Here is a 17,163-nt window from a genome sequence, read left to right on the forward strand (position 1 = left end):
GCTCCGCGCCCCGCGCCCCACGCCCTGCGCCCTGCGCCCCACGAACAGCTGACGGCGAACAGATTTCAGAGTTCAACTTTCAGAGTTCATCTTTCAGACGACAGATAACAGATAACAGATTTCGAACTCTGTCATCTGTTCGCCGTCCTTCGTCCGCCACCACGCCCCAAGGACCCTCCCCATGCGGCTCTACCTGCTCGCCCTCAACCCCACCGACTCGGTCACCCGTGGCTTCCTGCCCGCCGCCGCCCGGCTCGGACTCGACGTCACCGTCCTCACCGACCACGTCGAGGCCCACCAACGCGCTTACGCCGAGGCGGAGTTCACCTGCGAGGTGGTGGAGTGCGACGTGCAGGACTTCCGCGAGGTCATCGGCCTGATATCCCAGCACCACACACCGGCCGCGGTGTTCAGTAACAGCGACCACCTGCAGACCCAGACCGCCCTGGTCGCCGAGTACTTCGGCCTGGCGGGCAAGGACTGGAAGGCCGCCCTGCGGACCAAGAACAAGGGCGAGCTGCGCCGCCACCTCGCCGAGTGCGGCCTGGACGCGGTGGAGTCCGCCGAGCTGGCACCCGGGCAGGACCCGACCGGCCTCACGCCCTCGTTCCCGTGCATCGTCAAGCCGCGCGAGGGGGTCGCCAGCGAGGACGTCACCCTGGTCGCCGACGCCGCCGAACTCGCGCTGCGGGTCAAGGAGATCCAGCAGCGCCGCCCCGGGGCCACCCTGGTGGTCGAGGAGTTCCTGGCCGGTGAGCTGTGCACCCTGGAGACCCTGGGGGACGGCCGGACCAGGCGCGTCCTCGGCGGCTTCCGCACCCGGCTCTCCCCGCCGCCGGACTTCATCGAGGAGGTACTGACCTTCACCCCGGCGCACCCCCGCCCGGTGGTCGAGCAGGTGCTCGCCCAGCTCGACGCCCTCGGGGTCGGACTCGGCGCCTGCCACACCGAGTTCGTCCTCCAGCCGGACGGCCGCGCCCGCATCATCGAGGTCAACTACCGTGCCATCGGCGACCAGTGCGACCTGATGCTCGCCGAGATCCTCGGGATCCCCTACTTCGAGCTGGTGCTGCGCACCCACCTCGGCGAGGAGCTGCCCGCCGACCTGGGCGCCCGCAGCGATCAGCGGGCCCGCCACGAGCGGGTCTGCGCCGAGCAGGCCGGCACCCTGACCGCCGCCCCCGAGCCGCGCTTCGAGCGACGGGCCGACGGGGTGACGCTGTCCTACCTGCCGGTTCGCGAGCTCGGCGCCCGGCACGAGCTCTACCGCACCAACCGCGACTACCTGGGCATCGTCTGGGCGGTCGGCCCGGACCAGGACGCGGTGGACGGCGCGGTCGCGGAGTTCATCGCCGCCAACCACTGGGAGATCACCGCGTGAACCCGGCCGATCATCCCGCCCCCACCGCATCGACACCCACCGATTCGGCACCCGCCGCTTCGACCCCCGCCGCGCAGCTCACCCTCCGGGTGCTGTCCGCCCTGCTGCGTGAGGACGTGCTCGGCCTGCGCACCCGCGGCACCCTGGAGCAGCGCCCCGACGGCCCCTGGCTGAGCGACGGTTCGCTCGCCCTGCCGGTCGCCCCCGACGGCTTCCAGGCCGACCACGCCGCCCGGCTGCCGGAGCTGGAGGTCGACGGCGCCCGGCTCACCGAACTGGCCGCCGTCCTGGCCCTGCTGGCGGAGCGGGCCGATCCGCTGGACCGCCCCGGCCACCTGGCCTTCGCCGAGGAGTGCCGGCAGACCCTCGCCACGATGGAGCTGCACGACCGGGTGCGGCCCGAGGTGCTGGCCGAACTCGCCGAGCGCTACGGCAAGGACGTGGCGGACTGGGTCGGCCCGCGAGCCACGCTCGGCTTCGAGACCCTCGCCGCCTTCCTGGACCACCCCGTCTACCCGACCGCGCGCGGCCGCTCCGGCCTGAGCGAGGCCCAACTGCGCGCCTATGCGCCGGAGTTCCACCCGACCTTCGAGCTGCGCTGGCTCGCCGTCCCATCCGGCCGACTGACCGTGCACGGCGACGGCCCACTGCCCGCGTGGTGGCCGAGCGCCGAACAGCTCGGTGTGCCGGGAGAGTTCACCACCGTCCCGGTCCATCCGCTCACCGCGGACGAGGACTTCGCGCGGATCGTGCCGGGCGCGGTGCTCGCGCCCGAGCCGTACCTCGACGTGCTCCCCACGCTGTCCATGCGCACCGTCGCCGTGGCCGCCGACCCGTCCTGCCACCTCAAACTGCCGCTCGCCACCGCGACCCTGGGCCTTCGCAACCGCCGCACCATCAAGCCGGTCACCCTGGTCAACGGCGCGGTCGGGCAGCGCCTGGTGGAGGCCGTGGCCGCCCACGAACCGCGCTTCGCCGGGCGGATCCTGCACGCCGACGAACAGCACTACGCCCACGCCGAGGACGAGCTGCTGGCCGTCCTGCTGCGCCGCTACCCGGAGGGCCTGGACGACGCCGTCACCGTCCCGCTGGCCGCCCTGCTCGCCGAGGCGCCCGACGGCCGACTGGTGATCGACCACCTGGCCGACCGCTTCCACCACGGCTTTGTCCCCGCGCTGTACGAGGAGTTGCTGCGGCTGCTGGTCGACTGGCAGACCACCCTGTTCGGCCACGGCATCGCCTTGGAGTCCCACCAGCAGAACACCTCACTGGTCCTCGACGGCACCGGCCTGCGGCTGCTCTACAAGGACAACGACGGCCCCCGGGTCAACACCACCCGGGTGGGCCGCTCCCCGGTCCGCGAACTGACCGCCCTGGTCGCCGAGTTCCGCGACCCGAGGATCCTCTGCGAGCAGGACCGCGCACTCACCGACCTGTTCACCACCATCACCGGCCACCTGTGCACCGCCTCGCTCGCCTTCGGCCTGGCCGCGCACGGCCGGGTGCCGCTGGCGCGGAGCCTGGAGCTGCTGCGCACGGTCCTCACCGAGGCGGTCGACCGGCTCGGCCCGGCCGGACAACCGCTGCGCACCGACCTGTTGGACGCCGAGCGCCTGCCGGTCAAGGCCATGGTGAGCGCCGGGACGCTGCTCAGCAAGGAGCGCAGCGGCGCCGCGGACATCAACAAGCACTACACCGACGGCCCCAACTACCTCCTTCCCGAGGACCGTTCGTGACGACCGTCGAACCCCTGTCGCGGCCGGCCGAGGCCACGGGGCTGGACCGGCGCCAGGTGCACGCGGTGGCGGCCTGCTACTTCGTCGCCTCCTTCGCCGCCCTCGGCCTGCCGCCGTACCTCACCGAGATCCTCCCCACCCTCGGGGACCACAGCGGCCACTGGGCGGGTCTGCTGTACGTCGTGCCGACCGTCTTCACCGCCCTCGGCGCTCCGCTGTGGGGCCGGCTGGCCGATCGCTTCGGCCAGAAGCGGCTGCTGCTGCGCGCCCAACTCGGCCTCGCCGTCTCCTTCCTGCTCGCCGGAGCCGCCGACAGCCTGCCCGCGTTCACCGTCGCGCTGGTGCTCCAGGGCTTCCTCGGCGGCACCTTCTCCGCCACCAACGGCTACCTCGCCGCGGCCCTGGACGGCTCCCGGCTGTCCAAGGCGCTGACCCTGATGCAGGGCAGCGCCCGGGCGGCCCTGGTCGCGGCGCCGATCCTGGTCGGCGCACTGTCGCCGTGGATCGACCCGCACCGGCAGTACCTGGTGATGGCGGTGCTGCCGCTGACCGCCGCGGCACTGCTCAACTCCCTGCCGGAGCCGGTCCGGCCGCCCCTCGCCCCGGCGGGCCACGACACCGGCACGAGCACCCCAACCGTCTCGGCCGTCCCGGCCGTCCCGGCCGACCGGCCCGGCTCGCTCCGGCTGCTCTACACCTTCGAGTTCGCCTTCGTCTTCGCCACCATCATCTCCTTCCCGTACCTGATCACCCTGGTCCAGCAGCGGCTGCCGGGGGCCGGCGGTACCGTCGCGGGCCTGCTGTTCGCACTGCCGCACCTGGTCTACCTGGTCGGAGCCGGCCGGGTGCACGCCGCCGTCGAGGCACGCCCGCGCAGCGGACTGGCCCTGGGCTTCGCCCTGGTGGCCGTCGGACTGGTCGGCCACGCCCCGGCCCACTCGCTGCTCACCTTCGCCCTCACCCGAGCGGTGCTCGGACTCGGCATGACCTTCGGCCTGGTCTGCCTCGCCGTCCTCGCCGCCGAAGCCGCCCGCGGCCGCGCGCCGGGCCGGATGTTCGGCACCCGCGAAACCGTCTCCAAGTGCGGTGCCGTCGCCGCCGGACTGGCCGCCGCGCTCGCCAACGGCAGCGGCGGACCGGCCGCCCCGGTCGTCACCGGCACCGTCGCCGCACTGGCCGCCGCCCTGCTCGCCCTCCTGACCCGTAGGAGTCCCCGATGACCGCCCGGCCCACCACCCTCCCCGCCATGCCGTCGACCACGGATCCCGCCGAACTGCCCGGCGCGGACGAGGCGGTGGCGCACACGCTGCTCAACTGCCTGCTGCGCGAGGTGTCCGCCCCCGAGCACCAGACCGCCGTCGACGACGGGCACCTGCTGCTGCGCCTGCCCCGCCGCGGCACCCTGCTGCGGGTCGCCCTGCGCCGGACCTCGCTGCTCGGAGCACACCGGTTCACCGGCCCCGTGCACGAGGAAACCCCGGACGGCTGGCGCGAGTTGGGCTGGCGCGAGCTCGCCGGGTACGCCCAGGACGAGCTGGAGCTGCGCACCGGCACGGTGAACGAGGAGTTCCTCGACCAGGTGGCCTCCAGCCACCGGGGCGTCGGCGCGGGTCTGGCCGACCGGCCGGCCGCCGGGGCGGACCGCTACCTGGAGTCCGAGCAGGCCCTGCTGTTCGGCCACCGCTTCCACCCGGCCCCCAAGTCCCGCTCCGCCGCCCGGGGCGACTGGCGCCACTACGCGCCGGAGTCCCGCGCGGCCTTCCCGCTGCGCCACCTGGCCGTACGCGCCGAGCTGCTGGCCGAGGAGTCCGTGGACCCGGGGGCGAGCGCCGTCCTGGACGGCCTCGGCGAGGTGCCGGACGGCTACCGGCTGCTGCCCGCCCACCCCTGGCAGTACCAACTCGTCTGCGACCACCCGCTGTTGCGCGCGGCCCTGGCCCGCGGTGACGTCCTGGACCTCGGCCCCCGAGGCGAGCGCTTCGCCGCCACCGCCTCGGTGCGCACCCTGTACGGCGCGGACGCCTTCCTCAAGTTCAGCCTCAACGTGCGCATCACCAACTGCCTGCGGAAGAACGCCGCCTACGAACTCACCGGCGCCGTCCGGCTGACCCGCGTGCTGGAGCCGGTGCTGACCGACCTGGCCGGGCGCTTCCCGGACGCGGCGATGCTGCGCGAGCCCGCCTTCCGCACCCTCGCCCTCCCGGGCGCCGACGGCCACCCCGACCGGGCCCTGTTCGAGGGCTTCGGCCTGATCCTGCGCGACGGCTTCGGCGGGCTGCTGCGGCCCGGTGTCACCCCGCTGCTGGCCGGCGCCGTCGCCGACGAGCACCCGACCAGCTCGGCCCACATCTCCCGCCTGCTGGACGGGAGTTCGGGCGGGGCGGCCGCCCTCGGCTGGTGGCGCGACTACCTGCGCCTGCTCCTCCCGCCGGTGCTGGCGGCCTACTTCGACCACGGCGTGGTGCTGGAGCCGCACCTGCAGAACGTACTGATCGGCGTCGACGCGGACGGCCGGCCGGCCCAGGTGCTCTTCCGCGACCTGGAGGGCACCAAGCTCGTCCCCGAGCAGAACGCCGAACTGCTCGCCGCCCTGCCGCCCGAGGTGGCCGGCCCGATGACGTACGACGCCGAGCGCGGCTGGGACCGGGTGGTCTACTGCCTGCTGGTCAACCACGTCGCCGAGCTGCTCGCCGCCCTCGCCGACCGCCACCCCGAGTTGGAGGGCGCGCTCTGGCAGGCCGTCCGGGACGCCCTGGAGGAGTACGCGGCCGCCCACGGCCGCCCGCCGCGACTGCGGGCACTGCTGGCCGGCGTCCCGCTGCCCGCCAAGGCCAACCTGCTCACCCGCTGGGAGCGCAAGGCCGACCGCGAGGCCGGGTACGTCCGGCTGCCCTCCCCGCTGGCCGGCTCGGTGCTCGCCGAGGCCGCCCGCATGACCGCCCACCTTCCGACCGGGAGCGCCGTCCGATGAGCCACACCCCGACCAGCGGCGCCCCGGTGACCGACACCGTCCACCGCCACGTCGCCTCCCTCGCGCCCGACCAACTGCCCGCCTACGTCTACGACCTGGCCGCCCTGGGGGAGCACGCCGCCGCCGTCCGGGCCGCACTGCCCGAGCGGGTCGAGCTGTACTACGCCGCGAAGGCCAACCCGGACGCGCCGCTGCTGACCGCGCTGCGCGACGCCGTCGACGGCTACGAGGTCTCCAGCGGCGGGGAGTTGGCACACGTACGGGCCGCCGTCCCGGACGCGCCGCTGGCCTTCGGCGGGCCGGGCAAGACCCCCGCCGAGATCCTCGCGGCCGTGGACGCCGGAGTGCACCGCTGGCACGTCGAGAGCGAGCAGGAACTGCACCGGCTCGCCGCCGTCCTGGCGGAGCGCCCGGCGGCGGTCGTGGACGTCCTGCTGCGGGTGAACCTGCCGGTGGTCACCGACGCCCTGGACGCGGTGCCGCTGGCGATGGGCGGACGCCCGACGCCGTTCGGGCTCGACCCCGACCGGGCCGAGGAGTGCGTCCGGCTGCTCACCGACGGCGGCCAGCTCGGGCGCCGGCTGCGGCTGCGCGGGGTGCACGCCCACCTGGCCAGCGGGCTCGCAGCGGACGAGCAGCTGGCGGTCGCCGAGCAGATCGTCGCCTGGTCGGCCGAACTGGCCGAACGGCACGGCTTCCCGCTCGCCGAGGTCAACGTCGGCGGCGGGATGGCGGTGGACTACGACGACCCGGCGCGGCTCTTCGACTGGACGGCCTTCGGCGAGGGCCTGGCCAAGCTGCTCGACGCCCACCCCGGGCTGACCCTGCGGATCGAGCCCGGGCGGGCGCTGACCGCCTACTGCGGCTGGTACGCGACCGAGGTGCTGGACGTGAAGCGCAGCCACGGCGAGGACTTCGCGGTGGTCCGCGGCGGCACCCACCACCTGCGTACCCCGGCCACCCGCGGGCACTCCCAGCCCTTCGCGGTGCTCCCGGTGGGCGCCTGGCCGCATCCCTGGCCGCGCCCCGCCGTCACCACCGGCCGGGCCACCCTGGCCGGGCAGCTGTGCACCCCGAAGGACGTCCTGGCCCGGGCCGCGGACGGCGCGGCGGACCTGCGGACGGCGGACCGGGTGCTGTTCGCCATGGCGGGCGCGTACGGGTGGAACATCTCGCACCACGAGTTCCTGATGCACCCGCGGCCCGGGTTCCACTACCTGGGCGACTGACCGGCGGCCGACGGCGAACCGGCAGGGAACCGGCAGGGAACCGGCAGGGAACCGGCAGACAATCAACGGATAACAGATGACGGGGAACAGATAACAGATGACAGATTTCGAAATCTGTCATCTGTTATCTGTTCCCCGTCTCCCGTCCCCGTCCCCGCTCCCGCCCGCCGTCACCGGCCGGCCGACACCCCCTCCTCCCACTCGTGCGAGAGTGGTAACCGGCGAAGGGAGCGCGAACGTGCTGATGGACAAGGTGGCGGAGATACTCGCCGAGGCCTCGGCCGAGGCGGTGGAGCCGCGCTTCCGGGCGCTGACCGCCGGCGAGGTGATGGAGAAGGCACCCGGCGAGGTCGTGACCATCGCCGACCGCGAGGCCGAGGCGATCATCGCCCGCCGCCTGCAGGAACTGCTGCCCGTCCCGGTGGTCGGCGAGGAGGCCGTGGCCGCCGACCCGTCGCTCGCCCTGGCCATCCACGACGAGCCCGCTGTCTGGCTGGTCGATCCGGTGGACGGCACCGCCAACTTCGTCGCGGGCCGCCCCGACTACGCCGTGATGTGCTCCCTGGTCCGCAGCGGCCTGACCGTCGCCTCGTGGATCTGGCAGCCCGCTACCGCGACCGCCTACCGCGCCGAACTGGGCTCCGGCGCCTGGCGGGACGGCGAACGCCTCACCCGCCGCCCCGCGCCCGCCGACGCCGGCAAGCTGACCGGCATCCTCAAGAGCCGATTCCTCGACCCGGCCGACCGCCACCGCCTGGAGTCGCACTGCGCGGCCTTCGGCGAGATCTCCCCCGGCCGCAGCGCCGCCGGGATGGAGTACCCCGACGTCGTCGAGGGCCGGACCGACTTCATCTTCTACTGGCGGACCCTCCCCTGGGACCACGCCCCGGGTTCCCTGCTGCTCTCCGAGGCCGGCGGTGTCGCGGCCCGCATGGACGGCGCCCCCTACCGCCCCGAGGCCCCCGGCTGCGAGGACGGCCTGCTGGTCGCCGCCGACCCCGACACCTGGGAACTCACCCGCGGCATCCTGCTGAACGGCTGACCCCACCGAAGCCGCCCGCCGGACCCTCCCCCTTCCCACCGGACCCCCTGCTCCACCCCACCCCGGCACCTGCCCGCCCGGGGCGGGGGCACCGCTACCCCGCCCGCTCCCCGGCGACCTTGCGCCCCGCGCCGACCACCTCCCGCAGCAGCGCCCCCACCTCGCCCACCGTCGTGTGCGGGTTGAGCAGCGTGAGTTTCAGCCGCACCCGCCCGGGCCCGTCCCCCGGCAGCTCGGTCCGCCCGACCACCGCCCGCCCGGTGCGCAGCAGCAGCCGACGCAGCTGCCCGTTCAACTCGTCCACGGCGGCCTCGTCCGTCATCCCGGGCGGCCGGTAGCGGAACAGCAGCGTGGTGAGGACGGGTTCGGCGTGCAGTTCGAGCGAGGGTTCGGCCCGGACGGTGTCCGCGGCCGCCAGCGCCAGGTCGTGGCAGGCGTCCACGAGTCGGCCGAGTCCTTCCCGGCCGAGGGTGCGCAGCGTGACGGCGAGCTTGAAGGCGTCGGCCCGCCGGGTGGTGCGCAGCGAGCGGCCGAGCAGGCTCGGGTAGCCGGCCCGCTCGTCGTCCACGGGGTTGAGGTACTCGGCGCGCCGGGCCAGCGAGACGTACGTCTCGGCCCGGCGGACCAGGAAGACCCCGGCGGCCGCGGGCTGCCAGCCGAGCTTGTGCCAGTCCAGGGAGACGGAGTCGGCGCGGGCGATGCCGTCGAGCAGCGGGGCGAGCCGGTCGGAGAGCAGCGCGCCGCCGCCGTACGCGGCGTCGACGTGCAGCCAGGCGCCGTAGCGGCCGGCCAGGTCGGCGGCGGCGTGCAGCGGGTCGATGGCGCCGGTGTCGGTGGTGCCGGCGGTGGCGACGACGGCGATCGGGGTGTGTCCGGCCCAGCTGGCCTCGGCCAGGGTGCGTTCCAACTCCTCCGGGGGCATGCGCAGTCGGCGGTCCACCGGGACGGCGAGGACGGAGCGTTCGCCGAGTCCGAGCAGGGCGGCCGCGCGCTGGACGGAGAAGTGGGCGGCCTCGGAGGCGAGGATGCAGGGCCGGGCGCCGGCCGGGATGCCGTCCAGTTCCACGATGCCGTCGAGCTTCTGGTCCCGCGCCAGCATCAGGCCCATCAGGTTGGACTCGGTGCCGCCGGAGGTGAGCACCCCGGCCGCGCGGCGCGGGTCGTAGCCGACCAGGGTGGCGAGTTCGGCGAGCAGGGCGGTTTCCAGGGCGGTCGCGGCGGGGGCCTGGTCCCAGGAGTCCTGGGAGGGGTTGAGCACGCTGACCGCGAGGTCGGCGGCGGCCGCGACGGCGAGCGGCGGGCAGTGCAGATGGGCGGCGCAGGCCGGGTCGGCGGGGTCGGCGGCGCCGTAGGCGAGCAGTTCGGTGAGCCGGGCGAGCGCGCCGTGTCCCCCGGCGCCGGCGAGGCCGTCCGCGACCAGGGCGGCGATCTCGGCCGGGCTGCCGGCGGGTAGTGGCCCGGAGCGCAGCGCGGTGCCGGTGTCGAGGGCGTCGAGGACGGTGGCCAGCAGCGGGCCGAGGGCTCCGGGACCGGCCGCGCCGCCCGCAAGGGTGTCCAGGTCGCCGCCCTCGCCGGGCAGTTCGGGCGGCACCGCCCCGGAGTCGGCGGCGGTCACGCCCCACCCCGCGCCGTCGAACCCGGAGCCGTGGCCCGGGCCCCCGAGGCCCCAGACGCCCCCAGGGCCCCCGACGCACCCGACGCACCCGAGGCCGTCGACGCGACCGAGGCCGCCGCGATCGCCTCCGCCAGCCGCTCCAGCACGGCCGCGACCTGCTCGTCGGTGATGGTCAGCGGCGGCAGCAGCCGCAGCACCGCGTCGTGCCGCCCGCCGAGTTCGACGATCAGCCCGCGCTCCAGGCAGGCCTCGCGGACCCGTACGGCGAGCGCGGGGTCGGCCGGGCGGGCGCCGCAGGCGTCGGGGGCGGCGTCGGGGTCGACCAGTTCGACCCCGATCATCAGCCCGCGCCCGCGCACGTCGCCGATCGCGGGCAGTTCGGCGGCGAGTTCGCGCAGCCGGGCGGTGATCCGCTCGCCCGCCACGGCGGCGCGCTCGGCCAGTCCGTGCGCGGCGACGTACCGCAGGGTGGCGGCTCCGGCGGCCATCGCGAGGGTGTTGCCGCGAAAGGTGCCGGTGTGGGCGCCGGGCCGCCAGCCGTCGTAGTCCTCGCGGTAGACGACCACGGCGAGCGGCAGGCTGCCGCCGATGGCCTTGGAGAGCACCATCGCGTCCGGGACGATGCCGCTGTGTTCGACGGCCCACATCGCGCCGGTGCGTCCGACGCCGGTCTGCACCTCGTCCACGATCAGCGGGATGCCGCGCTCGGCGGTGATCCGGCGCATCTCGCGCAGCCAGCCGTCGGGGGCGGGCACCACCCCGCCCTCGCCCTGGACGGCCTCCAGGATCATCGCGGCGGGCGGCACCACACCGCCGGAGGGGTCGTCCAGCAGCCGCTCGACGTAGGTGGCGCCGAGTTCGACGCCCGCCTCGCCGCCGACCCCGAACGGGCAGCGGTAGCCGTACGGGTAGGGCAGCCGGACGACCTCGCCGCCGCCGGGCAGCGGTTCCTTGACGGCGACGTTGCCGGTGAGCGCGAGGGCGCCGGCCGTCATGCCGTGGTAGGCGCCGGTGAAGGCGAGGGCGCCGGAACGCCCGGTGGCGGTCTGCATCAGCTTGAGGGCGGCTTCGACGGCGTCCGTCCCCGCCGGTCCGCAGAAGTGCACCCGGGCGCGGGAGGCGAACTCGGGGGGCAGGCTCTCGAACAGCGCGCTGGTGAAGTCGTCCTTCTCAGCGGTGGCCAGGTCGAGCAGGTGCAGCGGGGCACCGCTGTCGAGGGTGCGGCGGATCGCCTCCAGCACCACCGGGTGGTTGTGCCCGAGGGCGAGCGTCCCGGCGCCGGAGAGGCAGTCCAGGTAGCGGCGGCCGTCGGCGCCCTCGACGGTCATGCCGTGGGCCCGGACCGGGACGATCGGGAAGGACCGGGCGTACGTCCGGGCGGCGGACTCGCGGACGCGCTGGCGGCGCAGGATGGCCTCGCCGGAGGGCGGGGCCGCGGCGGCGGTGGCCCCGGAGGCGGCCTGGGCGGGTACGGCGGCGAGCGACAAGGCGAACCCCCAGAAGAAGTTAGGTAAGCCTAACTTTATCGCCCGCGACCTGCCGGAATGCCGCGGGGCACCCAGAACCACCCGAGTGAGTGAACCTCCCGCGCCAGCACCCGCGCCGCCCCGTCCGGACCAACGAACGAGGGCACCGAAAGGTAACGGGCGGCGCCCCTCCACCATCAGCGCCCCTTCGTCACCGCCCCTTCGTCACCGCCCCTTCGTCACCGCCCCTTCGTCACCGCCCCTTCCTCACCGCCCCTTCCTCACCGCTCCCGTGCCGCGCCCCCGTGTCACCGCCCCTTCGTCACCGCCCCCGTGTCACCGTCCCGCCGTCACCGCTCCCGTGGCCATCGCCCCCGTGTCACCGCCCCTTCCAGCGGTAGCAGAGCTCCGGCCGCCCCACACTCCCGTACTGCGGCTCGCGCACCGCCCGCCCGGTGCCCACCAGGTGCTCCAGGTACCGCCGCGCGGTGATCCGGGACACCCCGGCAGCGGCACCGGCGGCCGCCGCCGACAGACCGGTCGACGCCTCCCGCAGCACCGAGGCCACGGTGTCCAGGGTCGGCGCGCTCAGCCCCTTCGGCAGCGAGTTGCGCTCGGGCGTGCGGAGCAGGGCGAGCGCCTGGTCGACCTCGTCCTGTCCGGTCGCCTCGCCGGTGCGCCCGAGGCTGTCCCGGTAACGGGCGTAGCGCTCCAGCCGGTCGTGCAGCGCCGCCGCGCTGAACGGTTTCAGCAGGTACTGCACGACCCCCGCCGAGACCGCCTGTCGCACCATGGCGAGGTCACGGGCCGAGGTGACCGCGATGACGTCGGTGGCATGCCCGGCCGCGCGCAGCGTGCGGCACAGCTGGAGGCCGTGGCCGTCCGGCAGGTAGAGGTCGAGCAGGGTGAGGTCGACGGGCGTCCCGGCGGCACGGGCCCGTTCCAGGGAGCGCAGCGCGTCGGCGCAACTGTGCACGGTGCCGACGGCGCGGAAACCGGGCTCGCGCTCGACGTACAGGGTGTGCGCGGCGGCGGCCACCGGGTCGTCCTCCACGACCAGGACGGAGATCCCGCTCCGGGCGGCCCCGCCGGAGGCGCCCCCGGCGGAGGCGCCGCCCGCGCCGGTACCGCTCATGCCGCCGCCGCTCACGCCGGGGCCCCTTCCTGGTCGAGCTCCCGTGCCCGGCCGCCGGTCAGCGGCAGCCGTACGGTGAGCACCGCGCCGCGCTCGCGGCCGACCTCGACGGTGCCGCCGTTGCGCCGGGCGGCCTGGGCGACCAGCGCCAGGCCCAGGCCGTGTCCGTGGCCGTCCTGCTTGGTGCTCCAGCCGCGCCGGAACACGTCCTCGACGACGGCCGGGTCGATGCCCGCACCGGTGTCGGCGACCCGCAGCAGCAGACAGGCGCCCCCTGCCCCGCCGTCACCGTCCGCACCGCCCGTACCGACCGCATCGCCCGCACCACCGCCGGCCCCACCGCCCGTACCGACCGCTCCGCCGTCGATCCGCGCGGTGACGGTGACCTCCGGCGCGCCCGGGCTCTGCGCGGCCCCGGCGATCGCGGCGTCCACCGCGTTGTCGATCAGGTTGCCGAGGACGGTGATCAGGTCCCGCGCGGAGAGCCCGGGCGGGAGCACCCCGTCGTCGATCCGGCTGTCCTCGGTGAGGGTCAACTCCACGCCCCGTTCGGCCGCCTGGGCCGCCTTGCCGAGCAGCAGCGCGGCCAGCACCGGCTCGCCGACCGCGGCGACCACCCGGTCGGTGAGCTGCTGGGCGAGAGCGAGTTCGGCGGTCGCGAACTCCACCGCCTGTTCGTGGCGCCCGAGTTCGATCAGCGAGACGACGGCGTGCAGCCGGTTGGCGGCCTCGTGCGCCTGCGCCCCGAGTGCCTCGGTGAAGCCGCGTACGGAGTCCAACTCTCCGCTCAGCGACTGCAGTTCGGTATGATCGCGAAGGGTCACCACCCGGCCGAGGCCGGTGCCGATGGTGGAGGTGTTGAGCACCACGACCCGCTCGGCCGTCAGGTGCACCTCGTCCCGGACCGGCTCCTCACCGAGCACGGCGGCCACCAGGGCCTCCGGCAGCCCGAGCCCGGCCACCGGGCGTCCGTCCAACTCGCCTTCCAACCCGAGCAGTTCACGAGCGGCGTCGTTGCACAGCACCACCCGGTGCGCCCGGTCGAGCAGGATCAGCCCCTCCCGCACCGAGCGCAGGGTCGCCTGGTGGTACTCGTAGAGGTGGCTGAGCTCGTCCGGCCGCATGCCGTGAGTGTGCCGCCGCAGCCGGGAGTTGGCGAGGTAGGTGCCCACCCCGCCGAGCGCCAGCGCGGCCACCGCGACCCCGACCAGGGCGAGCAGCGGTCCGCTCAGCTGCGCGGAGATCGAATCCAGCGTGAGCCCCACGCTGACGAGCGCGACCACCCGGTGCTGGTCGTCCCACACCGGGGTGACCACCCGGACGGACGGACCGAGCGTGCCGGTGTAGGTCTCGCTGCGGGTCTGCCCGGCCAGCGCCCAGTCGATGTGCCCGAGGTAGCGCTTGCCGATCTGCTCGGGCAGCGGGTGGGTCCAGCGCACCCCGTCGGTGTCCATGACGGTGATGAAGGAGACCCCGACGTCCTGGCGCACCCGCTCGACGTACGGCTGGAGCACCGCGGTCGGATCCGGTCCGGCGACGGCGGACCGTACGGACGGGGAGTCGGCGACGGCGTGGGCGACCGAGGTGACCTCGCGGCGGGCCGCGTCCGCGGTGCGCTCGGCGGTGAACAGGTACGCCAGCACCGCGCCGCCCGCCACCACGGCGGCGACGATGACCACCTGGACGACGAACAGCTGCCCGGCCAGGCTGGCGACCAGCCGACGCGGCGGCGGGAGCCAGCGGCGACGCGAGCGGGTGGGGGCGGTGCTCACGGACATGCCTGCCAGTGTGCACCACGGCCCCGCACACCCGAGGGGCTCCGGGCTCCCCGGCTCGTTCCCGTCCCGCCGTGAACTCTATGAACGCAAACGTGACCTCCGTCACGCCCGGACCTCATAGTCGGATCGGCCCACCACCCGGGGCCGCCAGGACTGCAGGGCGAAGGAGCCGCAGATGTCGACCACCGAGACCGCCACGGCGGGGGGACCCAGACGCAAGGACCGGACCCACTACCTCTACCTCGCCGTGATCGCCGCGGTGGTCGCGGGCGTGGTGGTCGGGCTGGCCGCCCCCGGCTTCGCCGTCGAGCTGAAGCCGATCGGCACCGGGTTCGTCAACCTGATCAAGATGATGATCAGCCCGGTCATCTTCTGCACCATCGTGCTGGGCATCGGCTCGGTCACCAAGGCCGCGAAGGTCGGCAAGGTCGGCGGCCTCGCCATCGGCTACTTCCTCGCCATGTCGACCATCGCCCTGGCCATCGGCATGGTCGTCGGCAACCTGCTGGAGCCCGGCGGCGGCCTGCACCTGACCGCCGCGCTCGCCAAGTCCGGCCACGCCCAGGCGACCGCCGGCGGCGCCCAGTCGACCACCGACTTCCTGCTCGGGATGATCCCCGACACCCTGTTCTCGGCCCTCACCCAGGGCAAGGTGCTGCAGACCCTGCTGGTCGCACTGCTGGCCGGCTTCGCCCTCCAGGCGATGGGACCGGTCGGCGCCCCGGTGCTGCGCGGCGTCGAGCACCTGCAGCGGATGGTGTTCCGGATCATGTCGATGATCATGTGGGTCGCGCCGATCGGCGCCTTCGGGGCGATGGCGGCGGTGGTCGGGGCGACCGGCGTCGACGCGCTGAAGAGCCTCGCCGTGATCATGATCGGCTTCTACGTCACCTGCGCGCTGTTCGTCGTCGTGGTGCTCGGGGCCCTGCTGCGCCTGGTCGCCGGGGTCAACGTGTTCGCGCTGCTCAAGTACCTCGGGCGCGAGTTCCTGCTGATCCTCTCGACCTCCTCCTCCGAGAGCGCGCTGCCCCGCCTGATCGCCAAGATGGAGCACCTGGGCGTCAGCCGCCCGGTCGTCGGCATCACCGTGCCGACCGGCTACAGCTTCAACCTCGACGGCACCGCGATCTACCTCACCATGTCCTCGATCTTCATCTCCGAGGCGATGGACAAGCCGATGTCGATCGGCGAACAGCTCTCGCTGCTGGTCTTCATGGTGATCGCCAGCAAGGGCGCGGCCGGGGTCACCGGCGCCGGGCTGGCCACCCTCGCGGGCGGACTGCAGTCGCACAAGCCCGCACTGGTGGACGGGGTCGGCCTGATCGTCGGCATCGACCGGTTCATGTCCGAGGCCCGCGCCCTCACCAACTTCGCGGGCAACGCCGTCGCAACCGTGCTGATCGGGCACTGGACCGGCGAACTGGACGCCGAGCGCGCCCGCCGCGTGCTGGACGGCGAGCTGCCCTTCGACGAGCTGACCCTGGTCGACGGCCACGGCAGCGCCGCCCCCGAACCGGAGGCCGTCCCCGCGGCGCCCGTGACGGCGGGCACGACGGCAGCCACGACGACAGCCACCGTCTGAGCACTCCCACGACTCCCCGGTCCGGCGCCACCACCATCCCCGGAAACGGCGCCGGACCGGGGGCTTCCCATTCCTGTCAGAACTCCTGTCAGAACTCCTGTCAGAACTCCTGCGAGCCGCTGACCGCCCAGGCCACCCCGCTGGCCGGGTCCTCCAGCGCCACGTGCAGATGGCGCAGCCCGGCGGCCGGCTCATGCCAGGTGAAGCAGCGCATCCGGGCCACCAGGGCGTCCACCTCCCGGCGGTTCGGGCCGTCCGCCCCGGCCATCGCGCCCAGCGCCCGCCAGAGCCTCAGCCGGCCGTGGGCGCAACCGTGCGTCCGGCCCACCGCGGCGGCCTGCACGAGCGCCGGGTAGGCGAGTGCGAACGGCAGGAACCCGCCGAGCACCCGCCGGCCCCGGGCCAGCACTGCGGCCGCCGACGGGGCCTGACCGCGGACGCAGACCACCTCCGCCCAGGGCGCCAGCGCGGCCAGCTCCGCCAGGCCCCGGGTGACCCGCTGACCGCCCGGCCGGGCCGACGACCGCGGCAGGTCGACCTGGCCCAGGCCCTCCCGGCTGGCCGGCAAGGTCAGCACCGCGCTGCGCGCTCCCCCGCCGGGCAGGTACTCGCGCACCCGGGCGGCCTCGTCCCAGCCCGCCTTCTCCCAGGGCTCCAGGCGCAGCGGCACACCCTCGGGGTCGGGCTCGGCACCGTAGGAGAGGTCCTCGCCGAGCAGCACCCTGGTGTGCGCCACCAGGCGGCGCACCGGGGCCGGACCGAGCAGCGGGGCCAGCCGCAGCCAGGAGTGACGGGTCGCCAGCACCTCCCACAGCGGACCGGCGTCGTGGTCCGCCACCCCGGCGGAGGTCCCCGCGCCACCGTCCGTGTCGAACAGCCGGACGGCCAGCTCGGGCGGCGCCGCGTAGGCGATCAGATGGCCGAGCGGCGCGGTCAGGGCCACCGCGGCCCGCTCACCGGCCTGCACGACGGCGGCCGCCCGGCCCTGCCGGTAGGCGGCGAGCAGCTCGGGCCAGCGACCGTCCTCGGCCAGGGCGCGGACGCTGTGGTCCTCGTACGTGATCACGATTTTCAGCGTACGGGCCGGGGTGGCGCATCAGCCGACTTGCCGTCGGCTCGGTGCGTCGGGGCGGGTCTGCACGTCGGGGGACTGCCCTGGCGGGCGGCCTCGGCACTCGGACTCAGCACTCGGACCCAGCGCTCGGACCCAGCGCTCGGACTCAGCGCT

At 74.6% G+C, this 17,163-nt stretch carries 12 protein-coding genes; 7 read left to right on the forward strand and 5 right to left on the reverse strand.

Translation table 11 applies throughout. The features are described 5' to 3' along the window. Nucleotides 1–181 precede the first annotated feature (181 nt). The 6 genes from ACIQWA_RS04625 (at nt 182) to ACIQWA_RS04650 (ending at nt 8,359) form a co-directional block, all read left to right on the forward strand. Nucleotides 182–1,381, forward strand: coding sequence for an acetyl-CoA carboxylase biotin carboxylase subunit family protein (locus ACIQWA_RS04625; protein WP_402478102.1), 1,200 nt, complete (start codon nt 182–184; stop codon nt 1,379–1,381). Further along, nucleotides 1,378–3,117: an IucA/IucC family protein gene (locus tag ACIQWA_RS04630; protein WP_402478105.1), complete on the forward strand. Its 1,740-nt coding sequence runs from the start codon at nt 1,378–1,380 to the stop codon at nt 3,115–3,117. Before ACIQWA_RS04625 ends, ACIQWA_RS04630 begins: the two co-directional genes overlap by 4 nt. Then, a complete protein-coding gene (locus ACIQWA_RS04635; protein WP_402478108.1) occupies nt 3,114–4,337 on the forward strand; it encodes an MFS transporter in 1,224 nt (407 codons plus the stop codon). Before ACIQWA_RS04630 ends, ACIQWA_RS04635 begins: the two co-directional genes overlap by 4 nt. Continuing rightward, complete coding sequence (locus tag ACIQWA_RS04640) at nt 4,334–6,088, forward strand: IucA/IucC family protein (protein ID WP_402478111.1); 1,755 nt, start codon at nt 4,334–4,336, stop codon at nt 6,086–6,088. Before ACIQWA_RS04635 ends, ACIQWA_RS04640 begins: the two co-directional genes overlap by 4 nt. Further along, nucleotides 6,085–7,317, forward strand: coding sequence for a type III PLP-dependent enzyme (locus tag ACIQWA_RS04645; RefSeq protein ID WP_402478114.1), 1,233 nt, complete (start codon nt 6,085–6,087; stop codon nt 7,315–7,317). Before ACIQWA_RS04640 ends, ACIQWA_RS04645 begins: the two co-directional genes overlap by 4 nt. Nucleotides 7,318–7,561: 244 nt before the next feature. Continuing rightward, nucleotides 7,562–8,359 carry an inositol monophosphatase family protein gene (locus ACIQWA_RS04650; RefSeq protein ID WP_402479654.1) on the forward strand — a complete coding sequence of 266 codons (798 nt, stop codon included), beginning with the start codon at nt 7,562–7,564 and terminating at the stop codon, nt 8,357–8,359. 94 nt (nt 8,360–8,453) lie between these two features. Here the strand turns inward: ACIQWA_RS04650 and ACIQWA_RS04655 are convergent, their stop codons facing one another. The 4 genes from ACIQWA_RS04655 to ACIQWA_RS04670 form a co-directional block, all read right to left on the reverse strand. Next, on the reverse strand, nt 8,454–9,950 hold the full coding sequence (locus ACIQWA_RS04655; RefSeq protein ID WP_402479656.1) for a pyridoxal phosphate-dependent decarboxylase family protein: 1,497 nt from the start codon (nt 9,948–9,950) through the stop codon (nt 8,454–8,456). A 20-nt stretch (nt 9,951–9,970) separates the two neighbouring features. Beyond that, nucleotides 9,971–11,461, reverse strand: a complete 1,491-nt coding sequence (locus ACIQWA_RS04660) for a diaminobutyrate--2-oxoglutarate transaminase (protein ID WP_402478117.1) — start codon at nt 11,459–11,461, stop codon at nt 9,971–9,973. Nucleotides 11,462–11,819: 358 nt separating this feature from the next. Continuing rightward, entirely contained in the window at nt 11,820–12,575 is a 756-nt protein-coding gene (locus tag ACIQWA_RS04665; RefSeq protein ID WP_402479659.1) for a response regulator, read from the reverse strand. A gap of 11 nt (nt 12,576–12,586) precedes the next feature. After that, a complete protein-coding gene (locus tag ACIQWA_RS04670) occupies nt 12,587–14,353 on the reverse strand; it encodes an ATP-binding protein (protein ID WP_402478119.1) in 1,767 nt (588 codons plus the stop codon). A 175-nt stretch (nt 14,354–14,528) separates the two neighbouring features. On the opposite strand from ACIQWA_RS04670, the gene ACIQWA_RS04675 reads away from it, so the two are divergent. Beyond that, the gene (locus tag ACIQWA_RS04675) at nt 14,529–15,935 is read left to right on the forward strand and encodes a cation:dicarboxylate symporter family transporter (protein WP_402478122.1); all 1,407 of its coding nucleotides are present in this window, start codon (nt 14,529–14,531) and stop codon (nt 15,933–15,935) included. Nucleotides 15,936–16,035: 100 nt separating this feature from the next. On the opposite strand, the gene ACIQWA_RS04680 is transcribed toward ACIQWA_RS04675, so the two are convergent. Continuing rightward, nucleotides 16,036–17,001, reverse strand: a complete 966-nt coding sequence (locus tag ACIQWA_RS04680) for a hypothetical protein (protein WP_402478125.1) — start codon at nt 16,999–17,001, stop codon at nt 16,036–16,038. Nucleotides 17,002–17,163: the final 162 nt, after the last annotated feature.

The organism is Kitasatospora sp. NPDC098652 (assembly GCF_044760155.1).
Taxonomy (GTDB): Bacteria; Actinomycetota; Actinomycetes; order Streptomycetales; family Streptomycetaceae; genus Kitasatospora.

Excerpts from the sequence above, each read along its gene's own strand:
- ACIQWA_RS04675 (WP_402478122.1), top strand. The coding sequence starts at position 14,529 with ATGTCGACCACCGAGACCGCCACGGCGGGGGGACCCAGACGCAAGGAC.
- ACIQWA_RS04670 (WP_402478119.1), bottom strand. The coding sequence starts at position 14,353 with ATGTCCGTGAGCACCGCCCCCACCCGCTCGCGTCGCCGCTGGCTCCCG.
- ACIQWA_RS04650 (WP_402479654.1), top strand. The coding sequence starts at position 7,562 with ATGGACAAGGTGGCGGAGATACTCGCCGAGGCCTCGGCCGAGGCGGTG.
- ACIQWA_RS04665 (WP_402479659.1), bottom strand. The coding sequence starts at position 12,575 with ATGAGCGGTACCGGCGCGGGCGGCGCCTCCGCCGGGGGCGCCTCCGGC.
- ACIQWA_RS04640 (WP_402478111.1), top strand. The coding sequence starts at position 4,334 with ATGACCGCCCGGCCCACCACCCTCCCCGCCATGCCGTCGACCACGGAT.
- ACIQWA_RS04625 (WP_402478102.1), top strand. The coding sequence starts at position 182 with ATGCGGCTCTACCTGCTCGCCCTCAACCCCACCGACTCGGTCACCCGT.
- ACIQWA_RS04645 (WP_402478114.1), top strand. The coding sequence starts at position 6,085 with ATGAGCCACACCCCGACCAGCGGCGCCCCGGTGACCGACACCGTCCAC.